Below are 23,102 nucleotides of genomic sequence, written 5' to 3'. Positions count from 1 at the left end.
TTCTTCCATTGGACATACATTTACTTATAGAAAGTGATTCTCTCTAGTAAGAACGAAAGAAAAACAAAGAATGAAGTGAGGACAAGCTATGCAGGAGATAGTACGATTATTTCCAACAGAAATTCAAACAGAATTGAATCGAACAATTCATAATCGATGGGGAACACTTCAAGAGATACGTATTAGGTTGAACCAACCAGTTGAATTAATATTTGATCAAGGTGTTGAATGGATAGCACTTATAAAGCCAACGAAGAAACATATTAGCTTTATCATGAATCAGCTAAGTGAATTCTCCTTATATCGAATGGAAGATGAATTAAGGGAGGGCTATATCACTATTGATGGCGGCCATCGAGTAGGAATAGCTGGAAAAGTAAATACCATCAGTGGTGCTGTAAAAGCGATTCAATACATTACCTTTTTAAATATTCGGATTGCAAAGGAAAAAATTGGTGTGGCAACACCAGTCGTTCCTTTTCTCTATGACGGGAGATTTCTTCATACATTAATTGTTGGTTCCCCGCAATCCGGAAAAACAACATTAATACGAGACGTAATTCGCATCATATCCTCCGGTTGGAATCATGTACCAGCTAAAAAGGTTGGCGTAGTGGACGAGCGCTCTGAAATAGCAGCTTGTTTAAAAGGTGTTCCACAGCATGATTTGGGAAAGCGAACAGATGTCCTAGATGCTTGTCCAAAGGCGGAGGGGATGATGATGATGATTCGTTCGATGTCTCCTGACATTCTAGTTGTAGATGAAATCGGTAGTGATAAAGACGCACAAGCCTTAACCAATGCAATAAATGCTGGGGTTACCGTTATCTGCACGATACACGGGCAATCGTTAGAGGAAATAAAGAGACGACCAGCTATTAAATCATTACTAGAGAAGCAAGTATTTCAACGAATTATTTTGTTACAAGGACAATCATCTCCAGGTAAAATGAAGGAAATTTTTGATGAAAATGAAACAACTATTTATCCGAAATCGAGGTGCTTGCCAAATGAAGTGGATCGGGGCACTTCTATTCATCATCACAACGACATGGTTAGGGTTCGAGTGGAGTAATAAGCTAACGAAAAGACCAAAACATATTCGACAGTTAATAAATGCATTACAGGTACTGGAAGCAGAAATTGTCTATAGCCAGTTACCGCTTCCCGATGCATTTGCTTCAATCGCAAGACAACTGCCAAGTCCTTGCGCTCATTTTTTTCAATCCGTATCTGATAAGATGCAACTCGAATCAAGTGATTTTGATCAATTATGGGTAGCGTGTGTTAACGATTATATTGAGCAATCGAGCTTATCAGCAAGTGAGCAGGAAATCTTGCTGCAGTTTGGTAGAACTTTAGGGCAGCATGACTTTACCCAACAGCAAAAACATATTCAACTAACGATTAAACATTTAGAAAGAGAGCTAGAGGATGCAAGAGATGATCAAGAACGTTATGGAAAAATGGCAAGAAATCTAGGGTTTTTAATGGGACTATTCATTGTGTTATTGCTCATATAAGAAGGAAGGGGCTAAGCTATGCTATCAGATGCATCTATTTTATTTCAAATTGCTGGTATCGGCATTATTGTTGCATTAATTCATACGATATTGAAGCAGATGGGAAAGGAAGAGATTGCACAATTTGTGACACTTGTTGGGTTTATCATTGTACTAGTCGTCGTGATAAATGGCTTATCTGATTTGTTCCAGCAAATACGATCAGTATTCCTCTTTCAAGGGTAGGAACTTATGGATATCGTACAAATTGTAACACTCGGTATTATTGCGAGTATTTTATATATTGTTTTAAAAGATATGCGTGGTCCCTTCGCCTTTCTTATCGTACTCATAACTGGAATTGCTGTCTTTCTTGCCATTGTAAATCAAATTGGTGCTGTTATATCGCTAATAGAATCATTAGGTCAAAAGGCATCTATAAATGGAATGTACTTGGAAACCATTTTAAAAATCATCGGTATTGCTTATATTACGGAATTGGGTGCAAGTATTACGAAGGATGCCGGTCTTGCTGCCGTTGCATCAAAAATCGAATTAGCGGGAAAGATATTTATTTTGCTATTAGCAATTCCCATTATTACAGCAGTTGTGGAAGCAATTTTGAATTTCTTACCTTCTACGTAAATGGACAAGCTTGTGTATAGAAGGGAGTAGACGTAACACATGAAGATCCTAATTAATCGAGTCATGTTTCTACTAATAGTTCTGTTGGCGATTGGACAAACTGTTGTGTTTGCAAATGAACAATCTGATGCTCCTGTTGATGACGTGTTATTGGAGGAATTATCCTTTGACGGTATGCAAAATTACTGGAACATGCTGGTTCATGAGTATGGTGGCTATATACCAGAATTAGAGAAAACGAGTTTGTATGATTATATGAAGGGAAATGAAGACTTTTCAATAAAAAATGTACTCGTTGGCGCTTTAGAATATATGCTTCATGAAATCATTTTAAATGGGAAACTACTTGGATCGTTAATGCTTTTGACCTTATTTTCGGTACTATTACAAACGATGCACACTGCATTTGAGCGAACGACGGTTAGCAAAATTGCATATTTTGTTGTCTACATCGTTCTTATCTTTATTGCTTTAAATAGCTTTTATTTGGCCGTCTCCTATGCTAAGGAGGCAATCAACATGATGAGTAGCTTTATGATTGCCTTAATACCAATTGTGCTTGGACTAATGGCTTCCTTTGGGAGTATTGTTTCGGTCTCCTTTTTTCATCCGATTATAATATTTTTAATTAATTTAAGTGGGGTATTAGTGTCCAACTTTATCATGCCATTACTATTCTTATCAGCACTATTAGTGATTGTCAGCAGTTTAAGTGAACATCATAAAGTGACACATTTAGCAGATTTACTACGTTCGGTAGCATTAGGAACCCTCGGTGTTTTTCTAACCATTTTTCTAGGAGTGTTGTCTGTTCAAGGAGCAGCCAGCGCTATACAAGACGGGGTTGCGATGAAAACGGCTAAATTCATTACTGGGAATTTCATACCAGTTGTAGGACGAACGTTTACAGATGCTGCAGACACGGTGCTTAGTGCTTCTCTTTTATTAAAAAACGCGGTTGGTATAGTCGGTGTAGCAATTGTTATCTTTATCGCCATATTTCCGGCAATCAAAATAATGGCCATAGCATTGATATATAAATTAGCTGCTGCTGTGCTACAACCGATTGCTGACGGGCCGATTATTACGACTTTAAATACAATCAGTAAATATATTGTATATATATTAGCCTGTCTATTAGCGGTTTCACTTATGTTTTTTCTAGCCATTGTAATTATTGTTACTGCAAGTAATATTACGTTACTACTTCGTTAGGGTGATGGATATGGATTTACTGATACAATGGGTCTCCCAAATTATCGTTTTTATATTAGTTGCGACAATTATAGATTTACTTATTCCAGCTGGAAGTATGAAGAAATATATCAAATTTGTAGTCGGTTTAGTTTTAATTCTATTATTCTTACAGCCAATTTTTCATCTCGTTAATTTCGATATCGAAGAGGCGGTAAGTTCTTCGTTTTCTGAGCTATTTGAAGATAATCCGCAAGCAGCTAATTTAGAAAATTTAATTGAATTGCAAAAAAATGAAATAGAATCATCTAGTAGCGCATATATTTTAGAACAAATGGCTGTCCAAATGAAAGATATAGCGAGTGCTCCTCTATCGGATGAATACCAAACCGAAATACAGGATATAACGTTTGAGTTTGTAGACGGGACAGTGTATACCGACGAGGAGCTATATGAAAAGCTAGAAGAGGTCATTGTGTATCTTAGAGAATCGCAGGCAGGGGAGGGAACAGTACATGCAGTTGAGGATGTCGTCATTGATACGAAGGGACAAGTAGTAAACTCGGATAAGGAAGTTGATCTTGAGGGAATGCAATCTCTGTTGCGCGATGTCTGGGAAATTACGGATAAGAAAATAACGGTTATATGGGAGGGAGGGGCATCTTGATAACGAAAATACAAGAATTCTTAAAGGAAAAAATAAATGGGTCCAAAAAAACGTCATACATCATTATGATTGGGCTTATTGGTCTGCTCGTAATCTTAGTTGGAAACATATTTTCTTCCTCATCCCAGGAAAACTTGGGACAAGAATTACCGAAGATGGAATTACAAGCGGAAACGGAATCCGAAGAAGCTAGTTCCCAAGAATCCAATGCGACGTCTGATGTTAGTGAACTGGAAAGTAGTTATAAGAAACAGCTAGAAGAAATGGTGGAAAAGATTGATGGTGTATCAGAAGTAGAAATCATGGTAAATCTCGATTCAACCAATGTTAAGGTATTTGAACAAAATTTAATTAAAGGGCAGCAGCATACAGAAGAAAATGACCAAAGCGGTGGCACTAGGCAGATTGAGGAAAACACGGAAGAAACACAAACCGTGCTGGTAAGACAAGGTGATCAGGAAACACCATTACTTGTTCAAACGAAAAAGCCTGATGTTAGAGGGGTATTTGTAGTCGCAAAAGGCGTTAATAACCCAACTGTCAAACAGTGGGTAGTGGAGGCTATTTCGAGAGTGCTTGATGTTCCAACACATAGAGTTTCTGTAATGCCTAAAAAATAAGGAGGATGAACAAATGTTGAAAAAACAAACAGTATGGTTATTAACAATGCTAAGCTTAATGATTGTGTTGAGTGTATACTATATGACATCCAATCCAAATGATTTTGCTTATGGAGATTTAGGAGATAATAATGAAACAGAGCCTGCTTCAGGTGACACCACTAACACAGATGTAGATGTGAATGTAACACCTGGAGGGGATGAGGTATTTGCAACACTTCGAATGGAATTGCAAGATGAAAGAGGGAAGAAAAAAGAACGTTTAGAGACTGTAGTTGCGTCGAGCACGGCATCAGCAGAAGAGAAAAAACAAGCACTAGCTGAAATGGATACGATTGATGAGATTACCACAAAAGAAACGATACTAGAAGAATCGATTCTAGCATCTGCAGAATACCAGGATGTTTTAGTACGTCATGATGACGATATTGTACATGTTCATGTCATTATGGTGGATGATTTATCTAAAACAGAAGTAGTAAATATCATGCAGCTTGTACGCGATGAATTTGGTGATATTCCGGTGGATGTTAATTATCAACCACCGACAGAAAGCTAACTAATCAAAAGGTTTTAGCATCAAGTCGTATAGGCTTGGTGTTTTTTTATTCTCGCAATTTAACCTATATAATGGTATTATATCAATGATGTAAACGCTTTATATTAGTCGTTAAGAGAAAAGGCATTTGAGTTAGGTGTTGAAGTTTCCTATGTTTTTATCTAAAATATTAAGAGGAGTTATTAGTACCTAATATTAAAAAAAGGGTGAAGGAGTGCCAGAGCATGTTAAAAATACAAGAACTTCGTGAAATAATTAAATTAGTTGATCAATCTTCCATTAATGAATTTTCGTATGAAGTGGAAGGTACAAAGGTATCAATGAAGAAATTAACCGAGGGGGTTGCTATTTCAGCGGAGCCTCGTGTTCATATTGAAAAAGAAGTGACATCATCTGTTCCAGTACAAGCAGCTGTTGAACCAGTTAAACAAGAAACACTAGAAGCTGCTGAGGCGCCACAAGCCAGCTCAGTTTCTTATGATAAAGAAATCACATCTCCAATGGTCGGAACTTTTTACAGTTCACCAAATCCAGAAAGTGACCCGTTTGTTTCAGTCGGAAGTACTGTCACAAAGGATACCGTTGTTTGTATCGTAGAAGCAATGAAGCTTTTCAATGAAATTGAAGCAGAGGTTGCAGGTGAAATAGTTGAAGTTTTAGTTGAGAATGGCGAATTAGTAGAGTATGGACAGCCATTATTTAGAGTAAAAACGAAATAAGGGGACGAGCTAAAATGATAAAGAAACTGCTAGTTGCTAACAGAGGGGAAATAGCGGTCCGCATTATTCGTGCGTGTAAAGAAATGGGAATCGAAACAGTAGCTGTTTATTCAGAGGCTGATAAAGAAGCATTACATGTACAGTTGGCAGATGAAGCCTATTGTATAGGTCCAAATGCAAGTAAGGATAGTTATTTGAATTTCACTAATATTATGAGCGTAGCGACGTCAACAAGCGTTGATGCGATTCATCCTGGTTACGGATTTTTGGCAGAGAATGCTGATTTTGCAGAGATATGCCGAGCTTGTAACATTACTTTCGTAGGTCCAACACCAGAAGCTATCCAAAAAATGGGGATTAAAGATGTTGCGCGTGAAACGATGAAAGAAGCTAATGTGCCAATCGTTCCGGGATCTGATGGGATTATTGAAAGCGAAGAACAGGCAATCGAGCTAGCTAATAAAATTGCTTATCCAGTAATCATTAAAGCAACAGCTGGTGGTGGCGGTAAAGGAATTCGTGTTGCTCGTACGGAAGAAGAGCTAATCAAGGGAATTCGAATAACGCAAAAAGAAGCGGAAACTGCCTTTGGTAATCCTGGCGTATATATCGAAAAATTCATTGAAGATTTTCGTCATGTCGAAATTCAAGTTCTTGGTGATACACATGGAAATGTTGTACATCTAGGTGAACGTGATTGTAGTATTCAACGTAGATTACAAAAATTAATTGAAGAAACACCTTCACCTGCCCTAAATGAACAAATTCGTGCTAAAATGGGAGAAGCAGCAGTGAAAGCTGCGCACGCTGTTAATTATGTTGGGGCTGGAACAATCGAGTTCATTTTTGATCGGAAATCAAAAGATTTTTATTTTATGGAAATGAATACGAGAATCCAAGTAGAGCATCCTGTTACTGAGATGGTCACCGGGATTGACTTGATTAAAGAGCAAATCAAAATAGCAAATGGAGAACCATTATCGTTTAAGCAAGAAGACGTCTTATTTGATGGTTGGGCGATGGAATGTCGTATTAATGCAGAACATCCATTTAAAAATTTCATGCCATCTCCTGGGAAAATTAATATGTACCTACCACCTGGTGGATTAGGTGTAAGGGTTGATTCAGCTGCTTATCCAAGCTACTCAATTCCGCCATATTATGATTCAATGATTGCAAAACTAATTACGTATGGCTCTACTCGTGAAGAAGCGATCTCGCGAATGAAACGGGCACTAGATGAGTTTCTAATAGAAGGAGTACATACTACTATTCCATTTCATCGTTTAATATTAGATCATGAGGTATTTGTTTCAGGTGATTTTAATACGAACTTTTTAGAAGAAAATCCGATTGTTGAACCAGTTACTGATTCACATGATTAACCCTACGTGTATTTGAATAAAGGAGTGATAAGATGGCAGAGCAATCGTTAGTAAATGTTAGTGATCATACAGGTCTTGGTAAAGTGGAAATTGCACCGGAGGTAATCGAGGTAATTGCGGGAATCGCTGCTTCTGAGGTTAAAGGTTTATCAACAATGCGTGGCAATTTTGCTACGGGGGTTGTTGAAAAATTCGGGAAAAAATCACATAGTAAAGGTGTTAAAGTTGAGTTAACCGATAACGGCATTTTGATTGATTTGTTTGTTGTGTTGAATTTCGGAGTATCGATTCCTGAAGTAGCACAAAAGATTCAAGCAAACATTCGTCAAACCTTAAAAAACATGACGGCACTTGAAATTGCAGAGGTTAATATTCATGTGGTTGGGGTTCAAATGGAAAAAGAAGTGACAGAGGAAATTACAGAATAATATTTAAAAGGCCAAATGATATCCTCATATCCTTTGGCCTTTTTGTATACTTATGGTGTTTGTGGCGCTAAACCCGTAATCATGTTATGATTTGTGAAGAGATTATTAAAGGAGCAATGCATATGAAGCGACATGCAGCAAGAGAGAAAGCATTTCAATTATTATTTCAATTAGATATGATAGAAGAGGATATAGAGCAGGAGATTCAGGAGCGATTAGATGAAGAAGACAAGGACGAGTTCCTTCATTCGTTAGTTACGGGTGTAGTCCTGAACAAACAAGCAATTGATGATGCAATATCGGCGAACTTAGAAAACTGGTCATTAAATAGATTACCAGCAGTGGAAAAAACAATCTTACGTATCGCTACATTTGAATTTAACTTCGTAGAGGATGTCCCGACAAATGTTTCCATTAATGAGGCGGTTGAATTAGCACATCGCTATGGTGATGAAAAATCAGGCAAATTTGTCAATGGCGTTTTGTCCAAAATCATGAAGTAATCTAAAGGGGGAGTTAGTTTGGTAGCTGAGATTATAAATGGTAAGGATTTATCGGTAGAAATAAAAGAAGCAATGAAGGATGAAGTTGCGGTGTTACGGCAGCAATCTATCGTACCACATTTAACGGTAATTTTAATTGGTGATAATCCAGCATCGAGATCGTATGTGAACGGAAAAAAACGCGCATCTGAAGAAGTAGGGATTAGTTCTGACATTATTGAGCTTCCAGAATCTGTTTCAGAACAAGAGCTTCTGGCTACCATTCAACAATTAAATCAGAATGAGCTTGTTCACGGAATTCTTGTCCAATTGCCACTACCAAACCATATCGATGTAGATCATGTCATTGAAGCCATCGACCCGAAAAAAGATGTAGATGGATTCCATCCAATTAATATTGGAAAAATGATGACCGGTCAGGATACTTTTTATCCATGTACACCTTATGGCATCCTAACAATGCTGCGTTCTAAAAATATTACAATTGCAGGAAAGCACGTCGTTATTATAGGAAGAAGTAATATTGTTGGTAAGCCTGTAGGGCAGCTAATGTTACAGGAAGATGCAACTGTCACCTATTGCCACTCGAAGACAAAAGGTATGAAGGAAATTACTAGACTTGCAGATATTGTAATCGTCGCGATTGGAAAACCAAATGTAATTGATAGCGATTATATTAAAGATGGTGCTGTTGTTATTGATGTCGGAATTAACCGTTTAGAAAACGGTACTTTAACAGGAGATGTTGATTTTGACAGTGTTCTAGAAAAGGCATCCTATGTAACCCCTGTTCCGCGTGGTGTTGGACCAATGACAATAACAATGCTTTTACATAATACGATTAAGGCAAGTAAGGGTTTGGTAACATGAGTGAGAACTATTTAACAGTAACAGCACTGACCAAATATATGAAGCGGAAAATCGAAACCGACCCACACTTACGAAATATTTGGTTGAAGGGTGAAATTTCTAATTTTAAATTACATAGTAGAGGTCATATGTACCTCACGATTAAGGATGATCAAGCACGAATTAACGCGGTAATGTTTGCTGGAAACAATCGCTTTTTAAAGTTCAAACCAGAGGATGGCATGAAGGTGCTCATCCGAGGTGAAATAAGCGTATTTGAAGCACACGGCCAATACCAGTTATATATTCAGCAAATGGAGCCTGATGGTGTTGGTTCATTATATTTAGCCTTTGAACAATTAAAGGAAAAGCTTCGTAAACAAGGCTATTTTGAAGAACAATATAAACAAAAGCTTCCTCGATTCCCCGAGCATATTGGCGTCATTACTTCGCCAACCGGTGCTGCAGTACGAGATATTATCACAACTATAAAAAGGCGTTATCCAATCGTCCAAACAACGGTTGTACCGGTTCTTGTTCAAGGTATCAATGCTGCGGATTCAATAGTCCGAGCAATTGAGCGGGTTAATGAATTGAAGCTTTGTGATGTGATCATTTTAGGACGTGGCGGGGGTTCGATTGAGGAATTATGGAGTTTTAATGAAGAAGCTGTAGCAGATGCAATCTTTCGTTCTAAAATTCCAATCATTTCTGCAGTTGGTCATGAGACAGATGTAACGATAAGTGATTATGTAGCAGATTTACGAGCGCCGACTCCAACTGGTGCCGCCGAGATTGCAGTTCCATCTCAGCTTGAATTAATTGAAAAAATAATGAAGATGAGACAACAGTTAAGTCGAACCGTATCGATTACAATCAAACATGAGCGGAATACATTACATCGCATGCTACAATCATATGCATTTAAATATCCAGAACAAATGCTAAAACAGAAGGAACAGGAACTTGACAAGCAGCGAGAGCGATTAGATCGTACCATACAAGTTAGTATTCAACAAAAAACAGATCGATTTGCTAATCATTATACTAGGTTGCTAACGCAACATCCTAAACGTCAATTAGATCAAGCAGCTAAGCAATTAGCGCACTATATCAAACAACAAAATCAAGCAATGAACCAATTGGTTGAGCGAAAATCTTCGCAAATTAAAGGTGCTTTGGATAAATTAACCTTATTAAACCCATTAGAAATTATGAAACGTGGTTTTGCTCTTCCATACACGACCTCAGGCGATATTATAAAATCAGCCAATCAAGTAAAAGAGAAAGATATCGTCCAGATTAAGTTAACCGATGGTATTTTGGATTGTGAAGTCATGGATGTAAAGGAGAATAGTGATGGATAATGTAAAAGAATTGAGCTTTGAAGAAGCAATGGATCAATTAGAGAAAATTATTGAGAAGCTAGAGGAAGGCGATGTGCCTTTAGAGAAAGCAATTTCTTATTATCAGGATGGAATGCTTCTCTCGAAATTATGTAGTGATAAATTAAATCATGTTCAAGAGAAAATGGTGCAAATTATGAATGAACAGGGAGAACTTGTTCCGTTTGATTTACAGGAGGATGAAAAGTAGTGGAAGGGAAGTTAAAAGCTTATATTGAATCGAAGTTACACTTGATTCAGGCAGAAATCACAAAACACTTTCACCAAATTGACATCCCAGAAAATTTAAAAAAATCGATGCTCTATTCTCTAGAAGCAGGTGGTAAACGATTACGTCCAATTCTAATGCTCGCTAGTTTTGAGGCTTATTCTTCTCAAGTAGAAAAAATCTTCAGTTCAGCTGTTGCACTAGAGATGATTCATACGTATTCCCTGATTCATGATGATCTTCCAGCAATGGATGACGATGATTTTCGTCGTGGACTACCAACAAACCACAGGGCTTTTGATGAAGCAACTGCAATTTTAGCAGGTGATGCATTATTGACCTACAGTTTTGAAATTATTACGAATGATCCATTGTTAACCGATAAAGAAAAGGTATGGATTGTCCAGCTACTTTCTCGTGCAAGTGGACCAAGTGGTATGGTAGCCGGTCAACTATTAGACATGGAAGCAGAAAATAAACAGGTATCCTTAGAACAACTAGAAAGAATACATAAGCTTAAAACCGGTGAGTTACTTCGATTCGCTGTCACTGCTGGCGCCTATTTAGGAAATGCAACCAAAGAGCAGATAACCCATTTAGAAAAGTTTTCTTATTATTTAGGCCTGATTTTTCAAGTTCAGGATGATATATTAGATGTCATGGGTGATACAGCGAAGTTAGGGAAAACTGTCGGTAGTGATGAATCGAATAACAAGAGTACCTATCCTAAGTTATTAGGATTAGAAGGTGCTATTGCTAAGAAAAAGCACTATACAGAACAAGCAAAAGAATTGCTAAAACAAGCAAATGCGGATACATCCAGATTAAGTGAATTAACAGACTATGTTAGTCAACGAGACCATTAATGATGGGAAAGAAAAGGATTAAGCAACCATGAGCAAAAAACGCCTCGATATATTATTAGTAGAACGAAATTTGATTGAAACACGAGAGAAAGCTAAGCGTGCTGTGATGGCGGGATTGGTCTATTCGGAGCAGGAACGACTAGATAAGCCTGGCATGAAGGTTGATGCTGATATTCCGTTGACCATCAAAGGTAAGGTAATCCCTTATGTAGGACGTGGTGGTTTAAAGCTCGAAAAGGCATTGCAAGTGTTTTCAGTTGATGTTCGTGATAAAATTATGATGGATATTGGTTCTTCCACAGGTGGATTTACCGATTGTGCCTTACAATCTGGAGCGAAGCAATGCTATTGCATTGATGTTGGTTACAATCAATTGGATTGGAAGCTTCGAAATGATCCGCGTGTGGAAGTGATGGAACGTACGAATTTTCGATATGTAACCGAGGACATGCTAACAAAAGGGTTACCGAATTTTGCAACGATTGATGTATCCTTTATCTCACTTCGGTTAATTTTGCCAGTGTTAAAAAAACTATTGTTGCCAGGGTCTGATACCATCGCTCTTATTAAACCACAATTTGAAGCAGGACGAGAACAAGTTGGTAAAAAGGGTATTGTTCGCGATAAGAAGGTACATCTTGATGTACTAAATCATATTCTTACATTTGCACAATCAGAGGGATTTGGTTTATATGGATTGACATACTCACCGATAACTGGTGGAGACGGTAATGTAGAATTCTTAGTACATTTAGGCTGGCAAAAGGAAATATCCAGTTTTACGATAGAGGAGTTAAATCCAGAAGCAGTGGTCAATGAAGCTCATTCAGACTTAACATCAGCGAAGAATACATGAGTGGAGGGACTGCAGAAATGTGGTCTTTTCTATTTATTCGCTAGAGCACATAGAACATTTTTCCACACCAACGAATATACGATGCAAATGTTTCTAAACAAGGGGGGGCAATATGAGTAAAATTCAACGTCATATTAAAATAAGAGAATTAATTACCGAAAATGAAATTGATACACAGGATGAACTCGTTGATCGTTTAAAAAATTTAGGGTATAACGTTACCCAGGCAACTGTATCACGGGATATTAAAGAACTTCATCTCGTCAAGGTTCCAACAGGTGATGGAAAGTATAAGTATAGTCTGCCAGCAGATCAACGTTTTAACCCACATGATAAACTAAGAAGATTGATTATGGATGCCTTTGTGAAAATCGATCATACGAGCCACTTTATTGTGTTAAAAACGCTTCCCGGAAATGCCCATGCGGTTGGTGTGTTAATTGATAATCTAGATTGGAACGAAATCATGGGAACGATTTGCGGTGATGATACTTGTTTAATTATTTGCCGTACTGAAGAAGACACCACAACGATAAAAGATCGTTTTTTAAATATGCTATAGTAAAAAATGAGGTGACCAAATGTTAACCGAACTTTCGATACGAAATTTTGCTATAATCGATCAAATTGCTATCACCTTTCATGAAGGATTAACGGTGTTATCAGGAGAAACTGGTGCAGGGAAATCCATCATTATTGACGCAATACAATTGTTAGCGGGCGGCAGAGCCTCTGTTGAATTTGTTCGTCATGGAGAAGAAAAGGCAGAAATTGAAGGCTTATTTTTAATTGATTCCAAGTCCCACCCAATTCATAAGGTTGGCGAACAATACGGTGTAGAAATTCAAGATGATGAAGTGGTTCTCCATCGTGTCATAACTATATCTGGCAAAAGCATTTGTCGGGTTAATGGGAAGTTAGTTACCCTCGCAATCTTACGTGAATTCGGTAAGACGCTGATTGATATTCATAGTCAACACGAAACCCAATCCTTAATGGTTCCAGAAAATCATATAGAATTGTTGGATTTATATAATCGCGCTGAAATTGATCAGGTAAAAGAAGAATATAGTGATTTATTTAACAAGCTTCAAGCATTAAAACAACGTTATAAAGCCTTAAATGAAAACGAACAAGAAATGGCACAACGTCTGGATCTTTTAGAATTTCAATTACAAGAGTTAGAAAAAGCAAATCTGCAACCGGACGAAGATATTGAATTAGAAAAAGAACGTAATCAATTAGTGAATTATGAAAAAATTTATACTAGCATACATAGTGCCTATAATGCCTTATATGGCGAACAAAGAGGGCTAGAATGGTTAAACCAAGCTGTAAAAGCATTAGAGGAGAATAGTTCCTTTGATGAATTTGTGGCGAAGAAATCAGAAGAGCTTTCGAATCATTATTATTTGCTGGAGGATTTATCCTTCGAGCTTAGCCATTATCTCGAATCATTAGAATATGATCCAAATCGGTTAAATGAAATTGAAGGTCGTCTATCTGAAATTGGTCGTTTAAAGAAAAAGTATGGTACTTCTGTGTCTGAAATACTGGAATATATGGCCACTCTTGAAGAAGAGATTGAGCAAATTAAAAATAAAGACTCTCATTTAAAGAAATTAGCAGATGAAATAGAAGAAGTAAAACAGGATGCATACTTAGAGGCCAAACAATTGCATGATCTGCGTAAAAAAGCAGCAGATGCACTTACGTTGGAGGTACATGAGGAATTAAAGGATTTATATTTAGAAAAAGCATCCTTTTCAATTCATTTTAAATTGGATTCCACTGCAAGTGAGACATTGTTACATAAAAATGGTTATGATCAAATTCGTTTCTTAATCTCGACCAATAAAGGGGAACCATTAAAAGAAATTAGTAAAGTTGCCTCTGGTGGAGAGCTTTCTAGAATCATGCTCGTACTAAAGAAGATCTTTGCAAAACACCAAGGAGTTACAAGTGTCATCTTTGATGAGGTTGATACTGGTGTCAGTGGTCGTGTCGCACAAGCAATCGCTGAGAAAATTTTTCAAATATCTAATGACTCACAAGTATTATGTATCACCCATCTACCTCAAGTAGCGGCGATGGCAGATACTCATATGCTTATTGAAAAAATTGAAGTCGAAAATCGGACGGCTACACAGGTACTTGAGCTTACGGAACAGGAACAAATTAATGAGTTGAGTCGGATGATTACTGGTACAAAATTAACAGAAACGGCAAAAGAGCATGCCAAAGAACTACTTGAATTAGCAACTAGTTTTAAAAAAATCACCATTCCAAATGGTTAATAGTAGAGGCTTGAGACATACGTAAAGTGATTAGTTACAAGACGAATAATGCACCAAATCCTGAATTGGGAAAAGTGCAGCTAAGTTGTTCGGGATTTTAACTAACTGTAAACACTTATGTCCCAAGGCTCTTTTGCGTTAGAAGACATGTGTTTTTCCTTTGCAACTATAAGAAAACGAACGCATTAGCTCATTATGAGCGATTGGTTTTTTCTATTTATACATCAAATTTGAAGGAAATCATACACAGCTTTTCTTAACTTTTCCCAGTTTAAAAATAGCCATTAAAGGTCACATTAGAAGTACAGATATAAAAACATGGTATGGGTTTAGGAACAAGGAGAGTGGATATTTGTGAAACAAAAGGACAGAATTCGTATCGTAACTGGAGTAATCCTCTTACTCGCATTGCTAATTGTTCCTTTTACGCCCCCTATACAAAATTACGTTACTATTCCCAATAAAATCGTTACGTTTCAAAATCAATTCCCCATCGAGATTCCCAGTCTTGGTAATGCCGTTTCCGTTCATGCAGCAGCTCAAAATCATGATCGTAATGAAGCAATTGATGCTTCGAATTTTCACGTCAACGAACCTGGTGAAAGTGAATTAATCTATTCGCTTGCGGGGTTACCCATTAAAAAGGTTGATGTATCTGTATTAAAGGATGTGAAAGTTATACCGGGTGGTCAATCAATCGGTGTTCAGCTACAAACATTAGGCGTACTAGTAGTTGGTCATCATCTGGTTAACGGGCAATCTGGTACTCATTCTCCTGGAGAGGATGCAGACATCCAAGTTGGTGACATCATCATCGAAATAAATGGTGAAGAAATTAAGGAAATGAAAGATGTTAAACCAATTGTAGAGCAAGCAGGAAAAGATTCAGAAGCACTCAAAGTAAAGGTAAAGCGTGGAAAAGAAACGTTTACAACTAAACTACAGCCAGTATTAGATGCAAAAGAAAATGAATATCGAATTGGCTTGTATATCCGCGATTCAGCTGCAGGTATTGGAACGATGACCTTCTACGAACCAAATTCCAAAAAATATGGTGCGCTTGGTCATGTTATTTCTGATATGGATACCAAAAAACCTATCGAAATACACAATGGGACAATAGTAAAATCAACCGTTACGTCAATACAAAAAGGGAATAATGGTACTCCTGGCGAAAAACAAGCTAAGTTTTCTATAAGAGAAAATAAAATTGGGACGATAACTAAAAATAGTCCGTTTGGAATTTTTGGTAAGCTAGATGATCCAATAGAAAATGGTAGCTATGATAAACCATTACCAATTGCCTTATCTCATGAGGTAAAAGAGGGACCAGCGAAGATATTAACGGTAATTGATGGAGAAAAAGTCGAGGAGTTTGACGTCGAGATTGTTAGTAGTGTGCCACAGAAATCACCAGCTACAAAAGGGATGGTTATTCAAATCACAGATCCCAAATTGTTAGAAGCTACAGGTGGAATTGTGCAGGGGATGAGTGGAAGCCCGATTATTCAAAACGGAAAAATAGTTGGAGCTGTTACCCACGTGTTCGTAAATGATCCTACAAGTGGATATGGGGTTCATATCGAATGGATGCTTCAAGATGCGGGTGTAGAAATTTACGAAGAAAATAAGAAGGCTAGTTAACATAGCAAGGAGCATGGAACATAAGTGAAATGGTAGGTATAAAGACGAACTATGCACTAATTAAGTATATTTATCGTGCACAACGTTCAGATTTATCTACCTTCAATACTTTTGTCTCAAGCTCCTTGTTTTTTTTTTGAACTATAGAGGAGTAATTCGATACTAAAATAATGATTTAAATATTTTTCGACAAAAGGATAATTTCATTGTCATATATTATCGAATAACTGCGAAATCAAAAGAAAAATAAAGCAAATTAATGTAATATCAAAAAAATACAAAGTTTTTCAATTAAAAGAAGGATATTTCGAACTTTTGTCGAATACATAGAGTGGACATTTACCCGATAACCTTAAAGGAGGAACTTTTTATGGATAAAATATCCGTATGTTTAGTGGATGACAATCGAGATTTAATACATTTAATGGAAGAATTTTTTGAGGAGCAGGACGACATAGAAGTTGTTGGAACGGCATACAATGGGAGAGATTGTCTGAATTTAGTTGAAGAGAAGAAGCCTGATGTACTAATTTTAGACATCATTATGCCACATGTTGACGGTTTAGCTGTTTTGAACATGTTACGTGAAAAAGGCAAAGCAAATAACGATCCAAATGTTATTATGCTAACTGCTTTTGGACAAGAAGAAGTTATGAAAAAAGCGGTTGATTTAGGTGCGTCTTACTTTATCTTGAAGCCATTTGATTTAGAACATTTAGCTGATCAAATACGCCAAGTAAATGGGCGAATGGTGTTATCAAACCGGACTAATAATGGAATTAAAAAGGAAAGAAAGAAAAAGGATTTAGAAGCGAGCATTACTAATATCATTCATGAGATTGGTGTGCCAGCTCATATAAAAGGTTATATGTATTTACGAGAAGCAATTACAATGGTTTATAATGATATTGAATTATTAGGGTCAATTACTAAAGTACTGTATCCTGATATTGCTAAGAAATTCAATACAACCTCTTCTAGAGTTGAGCGTGCGATTCGTCATGCAATTGAAGTGGCATGGAGTAGAGGGAATATTGATTCGATATCCGCATTATTTGGATATACTGTTAGTATTTCAAAGGCAAAGCCGACTAATTCAGAGTTTATTGCGATGGTTGCTGATCGTCTCCGCCTGGAGCATAAAGCGAGCTAATCCATAAAAAAATTACTGTACATTGGTACAGTAATTTTTTTTAGTTTTATTATTTACTTTTCTTCAAAAAAAATACCATACAATGATTGTATTGCTTGGTTTAAATCATTTGCGTCAATGCCAAACATCATGGATACATCGGATGATCCTTGATTAATCATTTTTATGTTCACATTCGCAGCAGTAAGGGCAGAGGTTGCTTTTTGGGCAATGCCAATCGTATTCATCATTCCTTCTCCAACAATCATAATTAAAGCTAAACCATGTTGAAGTGTCACGGTATCAGGATGTAGTTCTTGTTTTATTCGGTTAATGACTTTTACCTCTTTTTCAGGGGTGAATTGTCTTTCGCGAATAATGACGGATAAATCGTCAATACCAGAAGGGACATGTTCAAACGAAATTGCTTCATCCTCTAAAATTTCCAATAATTTTCGACCAAAACCAAGTTCCCGGTTCATTAAATATTTACTAACATATAATGTGCTAAAGCCTGTATCACTAGCAATTCCAACAACACACTTATCCTTTTCTTCTTTTTGAGCGATGATATATGTACCTGGTAGATGTGGATTATTTGTATTCTTTACTGCTACTGGAATCCGTTGTTTAAACGCTGGTATTAATGCTTCATCATGGAATACTGAAAAGCCGGCATACGATAATTCCCGCATTTCTTTATAGGTTAGGGTTCGTATTTCTTTCGGATGGTCGACAATAGAAGGATTCACTGTATATACAGAATCTACATCAGTGAAATTTTCATATAGATCAGCTCGAATTCCAGCAGCTACAATTGACCCGGTAATATCGGAACCACCACGAGAAAACGTAACAAGCTTTCCATCATTCGTATAGCCAAAAAATCCAGGTATAACAATTATTTCATCCGTATTTCGCAACAAGAACAAGTTTTCAAAGCTTTCAGGTAAGATTTGTGCATTTCCTGGTTCATCGGAAACCAGAATACCAGCATCTCTTGGATTCATATAGCGTGCATGTAGACCTAGATTTGTTAAATATGCACTTACAATTTTAGCTGAGCTATCCTCACCAATTGACTTAAGTGCGTCCATTTTGATTGCATCATTTTCCTTTTGGTGAAGTACATTCAGAAGGGTTTGCTGAATTTCTTCTAGTAAGCTGTTCGGTAAAGCAAGTTCCTGAATAATCTCTTTAAATCGTTCTACTATTTGATATAAAATGATTTCATAATCAGCATTATCGTAATAAGCTTCCCCAAGCTTTATGAGCAAATCGGTCATTTTAGTATCTTCCTTATAGCGTTTCCCAGGAGCGGAAACAACGACAAACTTTCGCTCTATGTCCTCTTTAATGATGGAACATACTTTTTTTATTTGCGTTGCATTTGCAACAGAACTGCCCCCGAATTTTGCTACTTTCATATTCCCAACTCCCCGTTGTTAGATGAATTTCGTTTAATTAGTATGTTGTTTTTTCTGTGCCTGACGTTTTCTGTCACGATAGACAATAAAACCAGCCAAAAAAGCTAAGCCAGCAATAAATAATAGAAGACCAATTGAAAATTGAATGCCGGTATGGACAAAAATAGGGTGAAACTCATCAAATAATGTGTCACGCATCAGCTTAATCCCGATTGCGGCGATAATCCCTGGTAGAAATAGACTTAGTGCTGCAACTATTCTTTTCATAACTTTCTCCTTTTTGTGGTAACTTTCATAAGTATATCAAAAGATAAAAAATAGATGAAATTTTTAATTTGCCAATCTGTATGTGATAACGTATGATAATAATGTAATGTGATTGAAACTACTAGCCTTATTTAACATTTAAACCGCAATATTTTTTAATATTTAAAAAATATTTTTTATTTAAACCAAAATTAAAGCGCTTACATTTCCTTTTAACGGCGTTTTTGTATTATAATAGGGAATGTAGTGTTAAAATAGAAGATAACTTAGCGTCAGCTAAAGCTTGTTTTGCACTCACTAATAGCTCAAGCTTCATATAGTAAGAGTTTATTATATAAGTGGTATTTACTATGGAGGAGGAAAACGCTATGGAAATATTTAAAAATATGGAAGTCTATGATTATGAGCAGATTGTGTTCTGCCAAGATAAGAATTCTGGGTTGAAGGCAATTATTGCAATTCATGACACGACGTTAGGTCCAGCACTTGGAGGAACAAGAATGTGGACTTACGAATCAGAGGAAGAAGCGATAATTGATGCCATGCGTTTAGCTAGAGGTATGACGTATAAAAATGCTGCTGCGGGATTAAATTTAGGTGGTGGAAAAACCGTAATTATCGGTGATCCAAGAAAAGATAAAAACCCAGAATTATTCCGTGCATTCGGAAGATATATACAAAGTTTAAACGGTAGATACATAACTGCTGAGGATGTAGGAACAACTGTGGAGGATATGGATATCATCCATATGGAAACGGATTTTGTAACAGGTATTTCACCTGAATTTGGTTCATCAGGAAATCCATCTCCTGTTACAGCCTATGGTGTGTATAAAGGTATGAAAGCTACTGCACTAGAAGCCTTCGGTGATGATTCTTTGGAAGGGAAAACAGTAGCGGTACAAGGTGTTGGTAATGTTGCATATGATTTATGTGAGTATCTACATAAAGAAGGAGCAAAATTAATCGTAACGGACATTAACAAAGCAGCAGCAGAAAGAGCAGTTGAAGCCTTTGGTGCAAAAGCAGTTGATCCTAACGATTTTTATGATGTTGAATGTGATATTTATGCACCGTGTGCACTAGGTGCAACGATTAATGATGATACGATTTCGCGAATTAAGGCAAAAGTAATAGCAGGATCGGCAAATAATCAATTAAAAACGAAAGAACATGGCGATATTTTATATGAAAAGGGAATCGTATACGCACCTGACTATCTGATTAATGCTGGTGGTGTTATTAATGTTGCCGATGAATTAAATGGTTATAATCAATCACGTGCGATGAAAAAAGTAGAAGGTATTTACGATAGTTTACTTCGTGTGTTTGAAATTTCGAAGCGAGATAATATACCAACATATGTAGCAGCAGATAGAATGGCAGAGGAACGCATTGAGTCCGCTCGAAAATCAAGAGGACAATTTCTATTAAATGGGTTGCATACATTAAGTAGAAGATAGTGAGGTGATTCGTATGGCTGAAGATTTTGATTTAGTAGTGCTTGGAGGCGGAACTGGTGGTTATGTAGCTGCCATTCGTGCCTCACAACTTGGTATGAAGGTTGCAATAGTAGAAAAGGCTGAATTAGGGGGAACCTGTTTACACCGAGGTTGTATACCTTCCAAATCACTGCTTAGAAGTGCTGAGGTTTTTAGACAAACGCAAAGTGCCAGTGAGTTTGGTGTGAACACGGGGTCTATAGAACTTGATTTCAACCAAGTCCAACAAAGAAAAGAAACAATCGTTAGTACGTTACATAATGGTGTTTCTGGTCTCATGAAAAAAAATAAGATAAGCGTTTATAATGGCTATGGAAGAATTCTTGGACCAAGTATTTTTTCACCACTACCCGGTACAATTTCGATTGAATATGCTAACGGTGATGAAAATACTATGCTTGTTCCGAAGAATGTGTTAATTGCAACAGGATCATCACCAAATACACTTGCAAATTTAGAAATTGACGGAGAATCTATCATTACATCTGATGAAGCATTGCAATTAGAAAGTTTGCCTAATTCCATCATTATTATCGGTGGTGGTGTCATTGGGATTGAATGGGCATCTATGCTTGCTGATTTCGGTGTTGAGGTTACTGTTTTAGAATATTTCAATCAAATTCTACCGACAGAAGACGTGGAAATTGCTAGAGAAGTAGAAAAGCAATTAAAGAAAAAGGGAATAAACATCGTAACAGGTGCAAAAGTATTACCTGATTCTGTGGTTAAGAATCAAGGGGTAACAATTGAGGCGGACATCGCTGGAAAGAATCAAACGTATTCTGCCGAAAAGATTTTAGTATCTGTTGGACGCAAAGCAAATACTTCGAATATAGGGTTAGAAAATACCGATATTCAAGTGGAGAATGGCACTATAAAAACGAATGAATTTTATCAGACGAAAGAAGCTCATATTTATGCCATTGGTGACGTGATTGGTGGTATGCAATTAGCACATGTGGCTTCACATGAAGGTATCATTGCAGTTGAGCATATGAATGGTCAAAACCCAGATCCAATTAACTATAACCATGTTCCGGCTTGTATTTATTCTAATCCAGAGGTTGCTAGTGTGGGACTGACAGAAAAACAAGCAAAAGAAAAGGGTTATGCAATTAAAGTAGGAAAGTTTCCCTTTAAAGCCATTGGTAAAGCTTTAGTTTACGGAGAAACTGAAGGATTTGTAAAGGTCATTATGAATGAGGAAACTGAAGATTTACTTGGTGTTCATATGGTAGGACCGCATGTGACGGATATGATTTCAGAGGCTGCCCTTGCTAAAGTATTAGATGCTACTCCTTGGGAAATTGCTCATACGATTCACCCACACCCAACCTTATCGGAAATAGTTGGGGAAGCAGCACTTGCAGTAGATGGCTTGCAAATACATGGTTAACATCGGTTTATTGAAATTTATGAGGGAGGGACTATAATGTCAACAAATCGCCACGAGGCATTAGGACTTTCGGATGAACAAGTTCTAGATATGTATAAAACAATGCTTCTTGCAAGAAAGCTTGATGAAAGAATGTGGTTGCTTAACCGCGCAGGTAAAATTCCTTTCGTTATTTCTTGTCAAGGACAAGAAGCGGCACAGGTAGGAGCGGCTTTTGCATTAGATCGAACTCAGGATTATGTAGCACCATATTATCGTGATATGGGAGTTGTTTTAGCATTTGGTATGACTGCTAAGGACTTAATGCTTTCAGCGTTTGCAAAGGCTGAAGATCCTAATTCAGGTGGAAGACAGATGCCAAGTCACTTTGGTCAAAAGGAAAATCGAATTATTACTGGTTCTTCTCCAGTAACAACCCAAGTCCCACATGCTGTTGGATTTGCACTTGCAGCGAAAATGGAGAAAAAAGAGTTTGTATCCTTTGTAACGCTTGGTGAAGGTTCATCTAACCAAGGTGATTTTCATGAGGGTTTAAATTTTGCTGGCGTACATAAGCTACCTGTCATTACAATGGTTGAGAATAATAAATACGCAATCTCTGTACCAGTTGAAAAACAATTAGGAAATCAAAAGGTATCGGACCGTGCTTTAGGTTATGGGATGCCAGGATTTACTGTGGATGGAAATGATCCATTAGAAATTTACAAAGTCGTAAAAGAAGCTCGCGAACGTGCTATTAATGGGGAAGGACCTACTTTAATTGAAGCAGTATCGTATCGATTAACAGCACACTCGAGTGATGATGATGACCGATCATATCGTAATCGTGATGAAGTTGATGAAGCGAAGAAGCTGGATTCTATTTTTACATTTGCCACATACCTAAAGGATTTAGAGATCCTTACAGATAAAATAGAAGCAGAACTTACGGATGAAATAAACCAAATCGTAAATGAAGCAACGGATTATGCAGAAAATGCTCCATATGCTGAACCGGAATCTGCGCTTGATTTCGTGTACGAAGAGTAGG

General features: G+C 37.1%; 26 protein-coding genes. 24 read left to right on the top strand and 2 right to left on the bottom strand.

The window, feature by feature from the left end:
• Positions 1-88 precede the first annotated feature (88 nt).
• From spoIIIAA to spo0A, 21 genes are all read left to right on the top strand, one after another.
• Positions 89-1,075, top strand: coding sequence for a stage III sporulation protein AA (gene spoIIIAA / locus JF53_RS09495; RefSeq protein ID WP_047979944.1), 987 nt, complete (start codon positions 89-91; stop codon positions 1,073-1,075).
• The gene (gene spoIIIAB, locus JF53_RS09490; protein ID WP_047979945.1) at positions 1,011-1,523 is read left to right on the top strand and encodes a stage III sporulation protein SpoIIIAB; all 513 of its coding nucleotides are present in this window, start codon (positions 1,011-1,013) and stop codon (positions 1,521-1,523) included. Before spoIIIAA ends, spoIIIAB begins: the two co-directional genes overlap by 65 nt.
• 18 nt (positions 1,524-1,541) lie before the next feature.
• Entirely contained in the window at positions 1,542-1,748 is a 207-nt protein-coding gene (gene spoIIIAC, locus JF53_RS09485) for a stage III sporulation protein AC (RefSeq protein ID WP_010093209.1), read from the top strand.
• 6 nt (positions 1,749-1,754) lie between these two features.
• Positions 1,755-2,147: a stage III sporulation protein AD gene (gene spoIIIAD / locus JF53_RS09480; protein ID WP_047979946.1), complete on the top strand. Its 393-nt coding sequence runs from the start codon at positions 1,755-1,757 to the stop codon at positions 2,145-2,147.
• A gap of 39 nt (positions 2,148-2,186) precedes the next feature.
• Entirely contained in the window at positions 2,187-3,362 is a 1,176-nt protein-coding gene (gene spoIIIAE, locus JF53_RS09475; RefSeq protein ID WP_053071840.1) for a stage III sporulation protein AE, read from the top strand.
• A gap of 10 nt (positions 3,363-3,372) precedes the next feature.
• On the top strand, positions 3,373-4,008 hold the full coding sequence (gene spoIIIAF / locus JF53_RS09470; RefSeq protein WP_047979947.1) for a stage III sporulation protein AF: 636 nt from the start codon (positions 3,373-3,375) through the stop codon (positions 4,006-4,008).
• Entirely contained in the window at positions 4,005-4,628 is a 624-nt protein-coding gene (gene spoIIIAG, locus JF53_RS09465) for a stage III sporulation protein AG (RefSeq protein ID WP_047979948.1), read from the top strand. Before spoIIIAF ends, spoIIIAG begins: the two co-directional genes overlap by 4 nt.
• Before the next feature lie 13 nt (positions 4,629-4,641).
• A complete protein-coding gene (locus tag JF53_RS09460) occupies positions 4,642-5,187 on the top strand; it encodes a SpoIIIAH-like family protein (protein ID WP_047979949.1) in 546 nt (181 codons plus the stop codon).
• Between the two features lie 224 nt (positions 5,188-5,411).
• Positions 5,412-5,906, top strand: a complete 495-nt coding sequence (gene accB / locus JF53_RS09455; protein WP_047979950.1) for an acetyl-CoA carboxylase biotin carboxyl carrier protein — start codon at positions 5,412-5,414, stop codon at positions 5,904-5,906.
• A 14-nt stretch (positions 5,907-5,920) separates the two neighbouring features.
• Positions 5,921-7,291: an acetyl-CoA carboxylase biotin carboxylase subunit gene (gene accC / locus JF53_RS09450; protein ID WP_047979951.1), complete on the top strand. Its 1,371-nt coding sequence runs from the start codon at positions 5,921-5,923 to the stop codon at positions 7,289-7,291.
• 32 nt (positions 7,292-7,323) lie between these two features.
• Entirely contained in the window at positions 7,324-7,719 is a 396-nt protein-coding gene (locus JF53_RS09445; RefSeq protein WP_047979952.1) for an Asp23/Gls24 family envelope stress response protein, read from the top strand.
• 122 nt (positions 7,720-7,841) lie between these two features.
• Positions 7,842-8,222 (top strand): transcription antitermination factor NusB, encoded by a 381-nt coding sequence (gene nusB, locus JF53_RS09440; RefSeq protein WP_047979953.1) that lies wholly within the window; start codon positions 7,842-7,844, stop codon positions 8,220-8,222.
• An 18-nt stretch (positions 8,223-8,240) separates the two neighbouring features.
• A complete protein-coding gene (gene folD / locus JF53_RS09435; protein ID WP_047979954.1) occupies positions 8,241-9,092 on the top strand; it encodes a bifunctional methylenetetrahydrofolate dehydrogenase/methenyltetrahydrofolate cyclohydrolase FolD in 852 nt (283 codons plus the stop codon).
• Complete coding sequence (gene xseA, locus JF53_RS09430; protein WP_047979955.1) at positions 9,089-10,438, top strand: exodeoxyribonuclease VII large subunit; 1,350 nt, start codon at positions 9,089-9,091, stop codon at positions 10,436-10,438. The genes folD and xseA overlap by 4 nt, the downstream gene beginning before the upstream one ends.
• Complete coding sequence (locus JF53_RS09425) at positions 10,431-10,667, top strand: exodeoxyribonuclease VII small subunit (RefSeq protein WP_047979956.1); 237 nt, start codon at positions 10,431-10,433, stop codon at positions 10,665-10,667. Before xseA ends, JF53_RS09425 begins: the two co-directional genes overlap by 8 nt.
• Positions 10,667-11,551, top strand: a complete 885-nt coding sequence (locus JF53_RS09420; RefSeq protein WP_083443596.1) for a polyprenyl synthetase family protein — start codon at positions 10,667-10,669, stop codon at positions 11,549-11,551. The genes JF53_RS09425 and JF53_RS09420 overlap by 1 nt, the downstream gene beginning before the upstream one ends.
• Before the next feature lie 28 nt (positions 11,552-11,579).
• Positions 11,580-12,407, top strand: coding sequence for a TlyA family RNA methyltransferase (locus JF53_RS09415; RefSeq protein WP_047979957.1), 828 nt, complete (start codon positions 11,580-11,582; stop codon positions 12,405-12,407).
• 112 nt (positions 12,408-12,519) lie between these two features.
• Positions 12,520-12,969 (top strand): transcriptional regulator AhrC/ArgR, encoded by a 450-nt coding sequence (ahrC, locus tag JF53_RS09410; RefSeq protein ID WP_047979958.1) that lies wholly within the window; start codon positions 12,520-12,522, stop codon positions 12,967-12,969.
• A 19-nt stretch (positions 12,970-12,988) separates the two neighbouring features.
• Entirely contained in the window at positions 12,989-14,704 is a 1,716-nt protein-coding gene (recN, locus tag JF53_RS09405) for a DNA repair protein RecN (protein WP_047979959.1), read from the top strand.
• 354 nt (positions 14,705-15,058) lie between these two features.
• The gene (spoIVB, locus tag JF53_RS09400) at positions 15,059-16,348 is read left to right on the top strand and encodes a SpoIVB peptidase (RefSeq protein WP_047979960.1); all 1,290 of its coding nucleotides are present in this window, start codon (positions 15,059-15,061) and stop codon (positions 16,346-16,348) included.
• A gap of 370 nt (positions 16,349-16,718) precedes the next feature.
• Positions 16,719-17,501, top strand: a complete 783-nt coding sequence (gene spo0A, locus JF53_RS09395) for a sporulation transcription factor Spo0A (RefSeq protein WP_047979961.1) — start codon at positions 16,719-16,721, stop codon at positions 17,499-17,501.
• 53 nt (positions 17,502-17,554) lie between these two features.
• On the opposite strand, the gene JF53_RS09390 is transcribed toward spo0A, so the two are convergent.
• Positions 17,555-18,907: an aspartate kinase gene (locus JF53_RS09390; RefSeq protein ID WP_047979962.1), complete on the bottom strand. Its 1,353-nt coding sequence runs from the start codon at positions 18,905-18,907 to the stop codon at positions 17,555-17,557.
• 33 nt (positions 18,908-18,940) lie between these two features.
• Positions 18,941-19,174, bottom strand: a complete 234-nt coding sequence (locus tag JF53_RS09385; RefSeq protein ID WP_047979963.1) for a DUF2627 domain-containing protein — start codon at positions 19,172-19,174, stop codon at positions 18,941-18,943.
• Between the two features lie 368 nt (positions 19,175-19,542).
• On the opposite strand from JF53_RS09385, the gene bcd reads away from it, so the two are divergent.
• The 3 genes from bcd to JF53_RS09370 are packed head-to-tail and all read left to right on the top strand — an operon-like array spanning position 19,543 to position 23,101.
• The gene (gene bcd / locus JF53_RS09380) at positions 19,543-20,637 is read left to right on the top strand and encodes a branched-chain amino acid dehydrogenase (RefSeq protein WP_047979964.1); all 1,095 of its coding nucleotides are present in this window, start codon (positions 19,543-19,545) and stop codon (positions 20,635-20,637) included.
• A gap of 13 nt (positions 20,638-20,650) precedes the next feature.
• A complete protein-coding gene (gene lpdA, locus JF53_RS09375; protein ID WP_047979965.1) occupies positions 20,651-22,072 on the top strand; it encodes a dihydrolipoyl dehydrogenase in 1,422 nt (473 codons plus the stop codon).
• A 36-nt stretch (positions 22,073-22,108) separates the two neighbouring features.
• The gene (locus JF53_RS09370; RefSeq protein WP_047979966.1) at positions 22,109-23,101 is read left to right on the top strand and encodes a thiamine pyrophosphate-dependent dehydrogenase E1 component subunit alpha; all 993 of its coding nucleotides are present in this window, start codon (positions 22,109-22,111) and stop codon (positions 23,099-23,101) included.
• The last annotated feature ends 1 nt before the right edge of the window (position 23,102 follow it).

Source organism: Ornithinibacillus contaminans (assembly GCF_001038425.2).
GTDB classification, from domain to species: Bacteria; Bacillota; Bacilli; order Bacillales; family Amphibacillaceae; genus Ornithinibacillus; species Ornithinibacillus contaminans.
This window is presented reverse-complemented; position numbering and strand designations above follow the sequence as displayed.

Bases quoted from the DNA above. Each gene is read 5' to 3' on its own strand.
- spoIIIAE (WP_053071840.1), top strand. From the start codon at position 2,187: ATGAAGATCCTAATTAATCGAGTCATGTTTCTACTAATAGTTCTGTTG.
- JF53_RS09385 (WP_047979963.1), bottom strand. From the start codon at position 19,174: ATGAAAAGAATAGTTGCAGCACTAAGTCTATTTCTACCAGGGATTATC.
- spoIIIAA (WP_047979944.1), top strand. From the start codon at position 89: ATGCAGGAGATAGTACGATTATTTCCAACAGAAATTCAAACAGAATTG.
- JF53_RS09425 (WP_047979956.1), top strand. From the start codon at position 10,431: ATGGATAATGTAAAAGAATTGAGCTTTGAAGAAGCAATGGATCAATTA.
- JF53_RS09415 (WP_047979957.1), top strand. From the start codon at position 11,580: ATGAGCAAAAAACGCCTCGATATATTATTAGTAGAACGAAATTTGATT.
- ahrC (WP_047979958.1), top strand. From the start codon at position 12,520: ATGAGTAAAATTCAACGTCATATTAAAATAAGAGAATTAATTACCGAA.
- recN (WP_047979959.1), top strand. From the start codon at position 12,989: ATGTTAACCGAACTTTCGATACGAAATTTTGCTATAATCGATCAAATT.
- xseA (WP_047979955.1), top strand. From the start codon at position 9,089: ATGAGTGAGAACTATTTAACAGTAACAGCACTGACCAAATATATGAAG.
- spoIIIAB (WP_047979945.1), top strand. From the start codon at position 1,011: ATGAAGTGGATCGGGGCACTTCTATTCATCATCACAACGACATGGTTA.
- JF53_RS09390 (WP_047979962.1), bottom strand. From the start codon at position 18,907: ATGAAAGTAGCAAAATTCGGGGGCAGTTCTGTTGCAAATGCAACGCAA.
- spoIIIAF (WP_047979947.1), top strand. From the start codon at position 3,373: ATGGATTTACTGATACAATGGGTCTCCCAAATTATCGTTTTTATATTA.
- JF53_RS09445 (WP_047979952.1), top strand. From the start codon at position 7,324: ATGGCAGAGCAATCGTTAGTAAATGTTAGTGATCATACAGGTCTTGGT.
- spoIIIAC (WP_010093209.1), top strand. From the start codon at position 1,542: ATGCTATCAGATGCATCTATTTTATTTCAAATTGCTGGTATCGGCATT.
- JF53_RS09370 (WP_047979966.1), top strand. From the start codon at position 22,109: ATGTCAACAAATCGCCACGAGGCATTAGGACTTTCGGATGAACAAGTT.
- spoIIIAD (WP_047979946.1), top strand. From the start codon at position 1,755: ATGGATATCGTACAAATTGTAACACTCGGTATTATTGCGAGTATTTTA.
- spo0A (WP_047979961.1), top strand. From the start codon at position 16,719: ATGGATAAAATATCCGTATGTTTAGTGGATGACAATCGAGATTTAATA.
- accB (WP_047979950.1), top strand. From the start codon at position 5,412: ATGTTAAAAATACAAGAACTTCGTGAAATAATTAAATTAGTTGATCAA.
- lpdA (WP_047979965.1), top strand. From the start codon at position 20,651: ATGGCTGAAGATTTTGATTTAGTAGTGCTTGGAGGCGGAACTGGTGGT.
- bcd (WP_047979964.1), top strand. From the start codon at position 19,543: ATGGAAATATTTAAAAATATGGAAGTCTATGATTATGAGCAGATTGTG.
- nusB (WP_047979953.1), top strand. From the start codon at position 7,842: ATGAAGCGACATGCAGCAAGAGAGAAAGCATTTCAATTATTATTTCAA.
- JF53_RS09460 (WP_047979949.1), top strand. From the start codon at position 4,642: ATGTTGAAAAAACAAACAGTATGGTTATTAACAATGCTAAGCTTAATG.
- accC (WP_047979951.1), top strand. From the start codon at position 5,921: ATGATAAAGAAACTGCTAGTTGCTAACAGAGGGGAAATAGCGGTCCGC.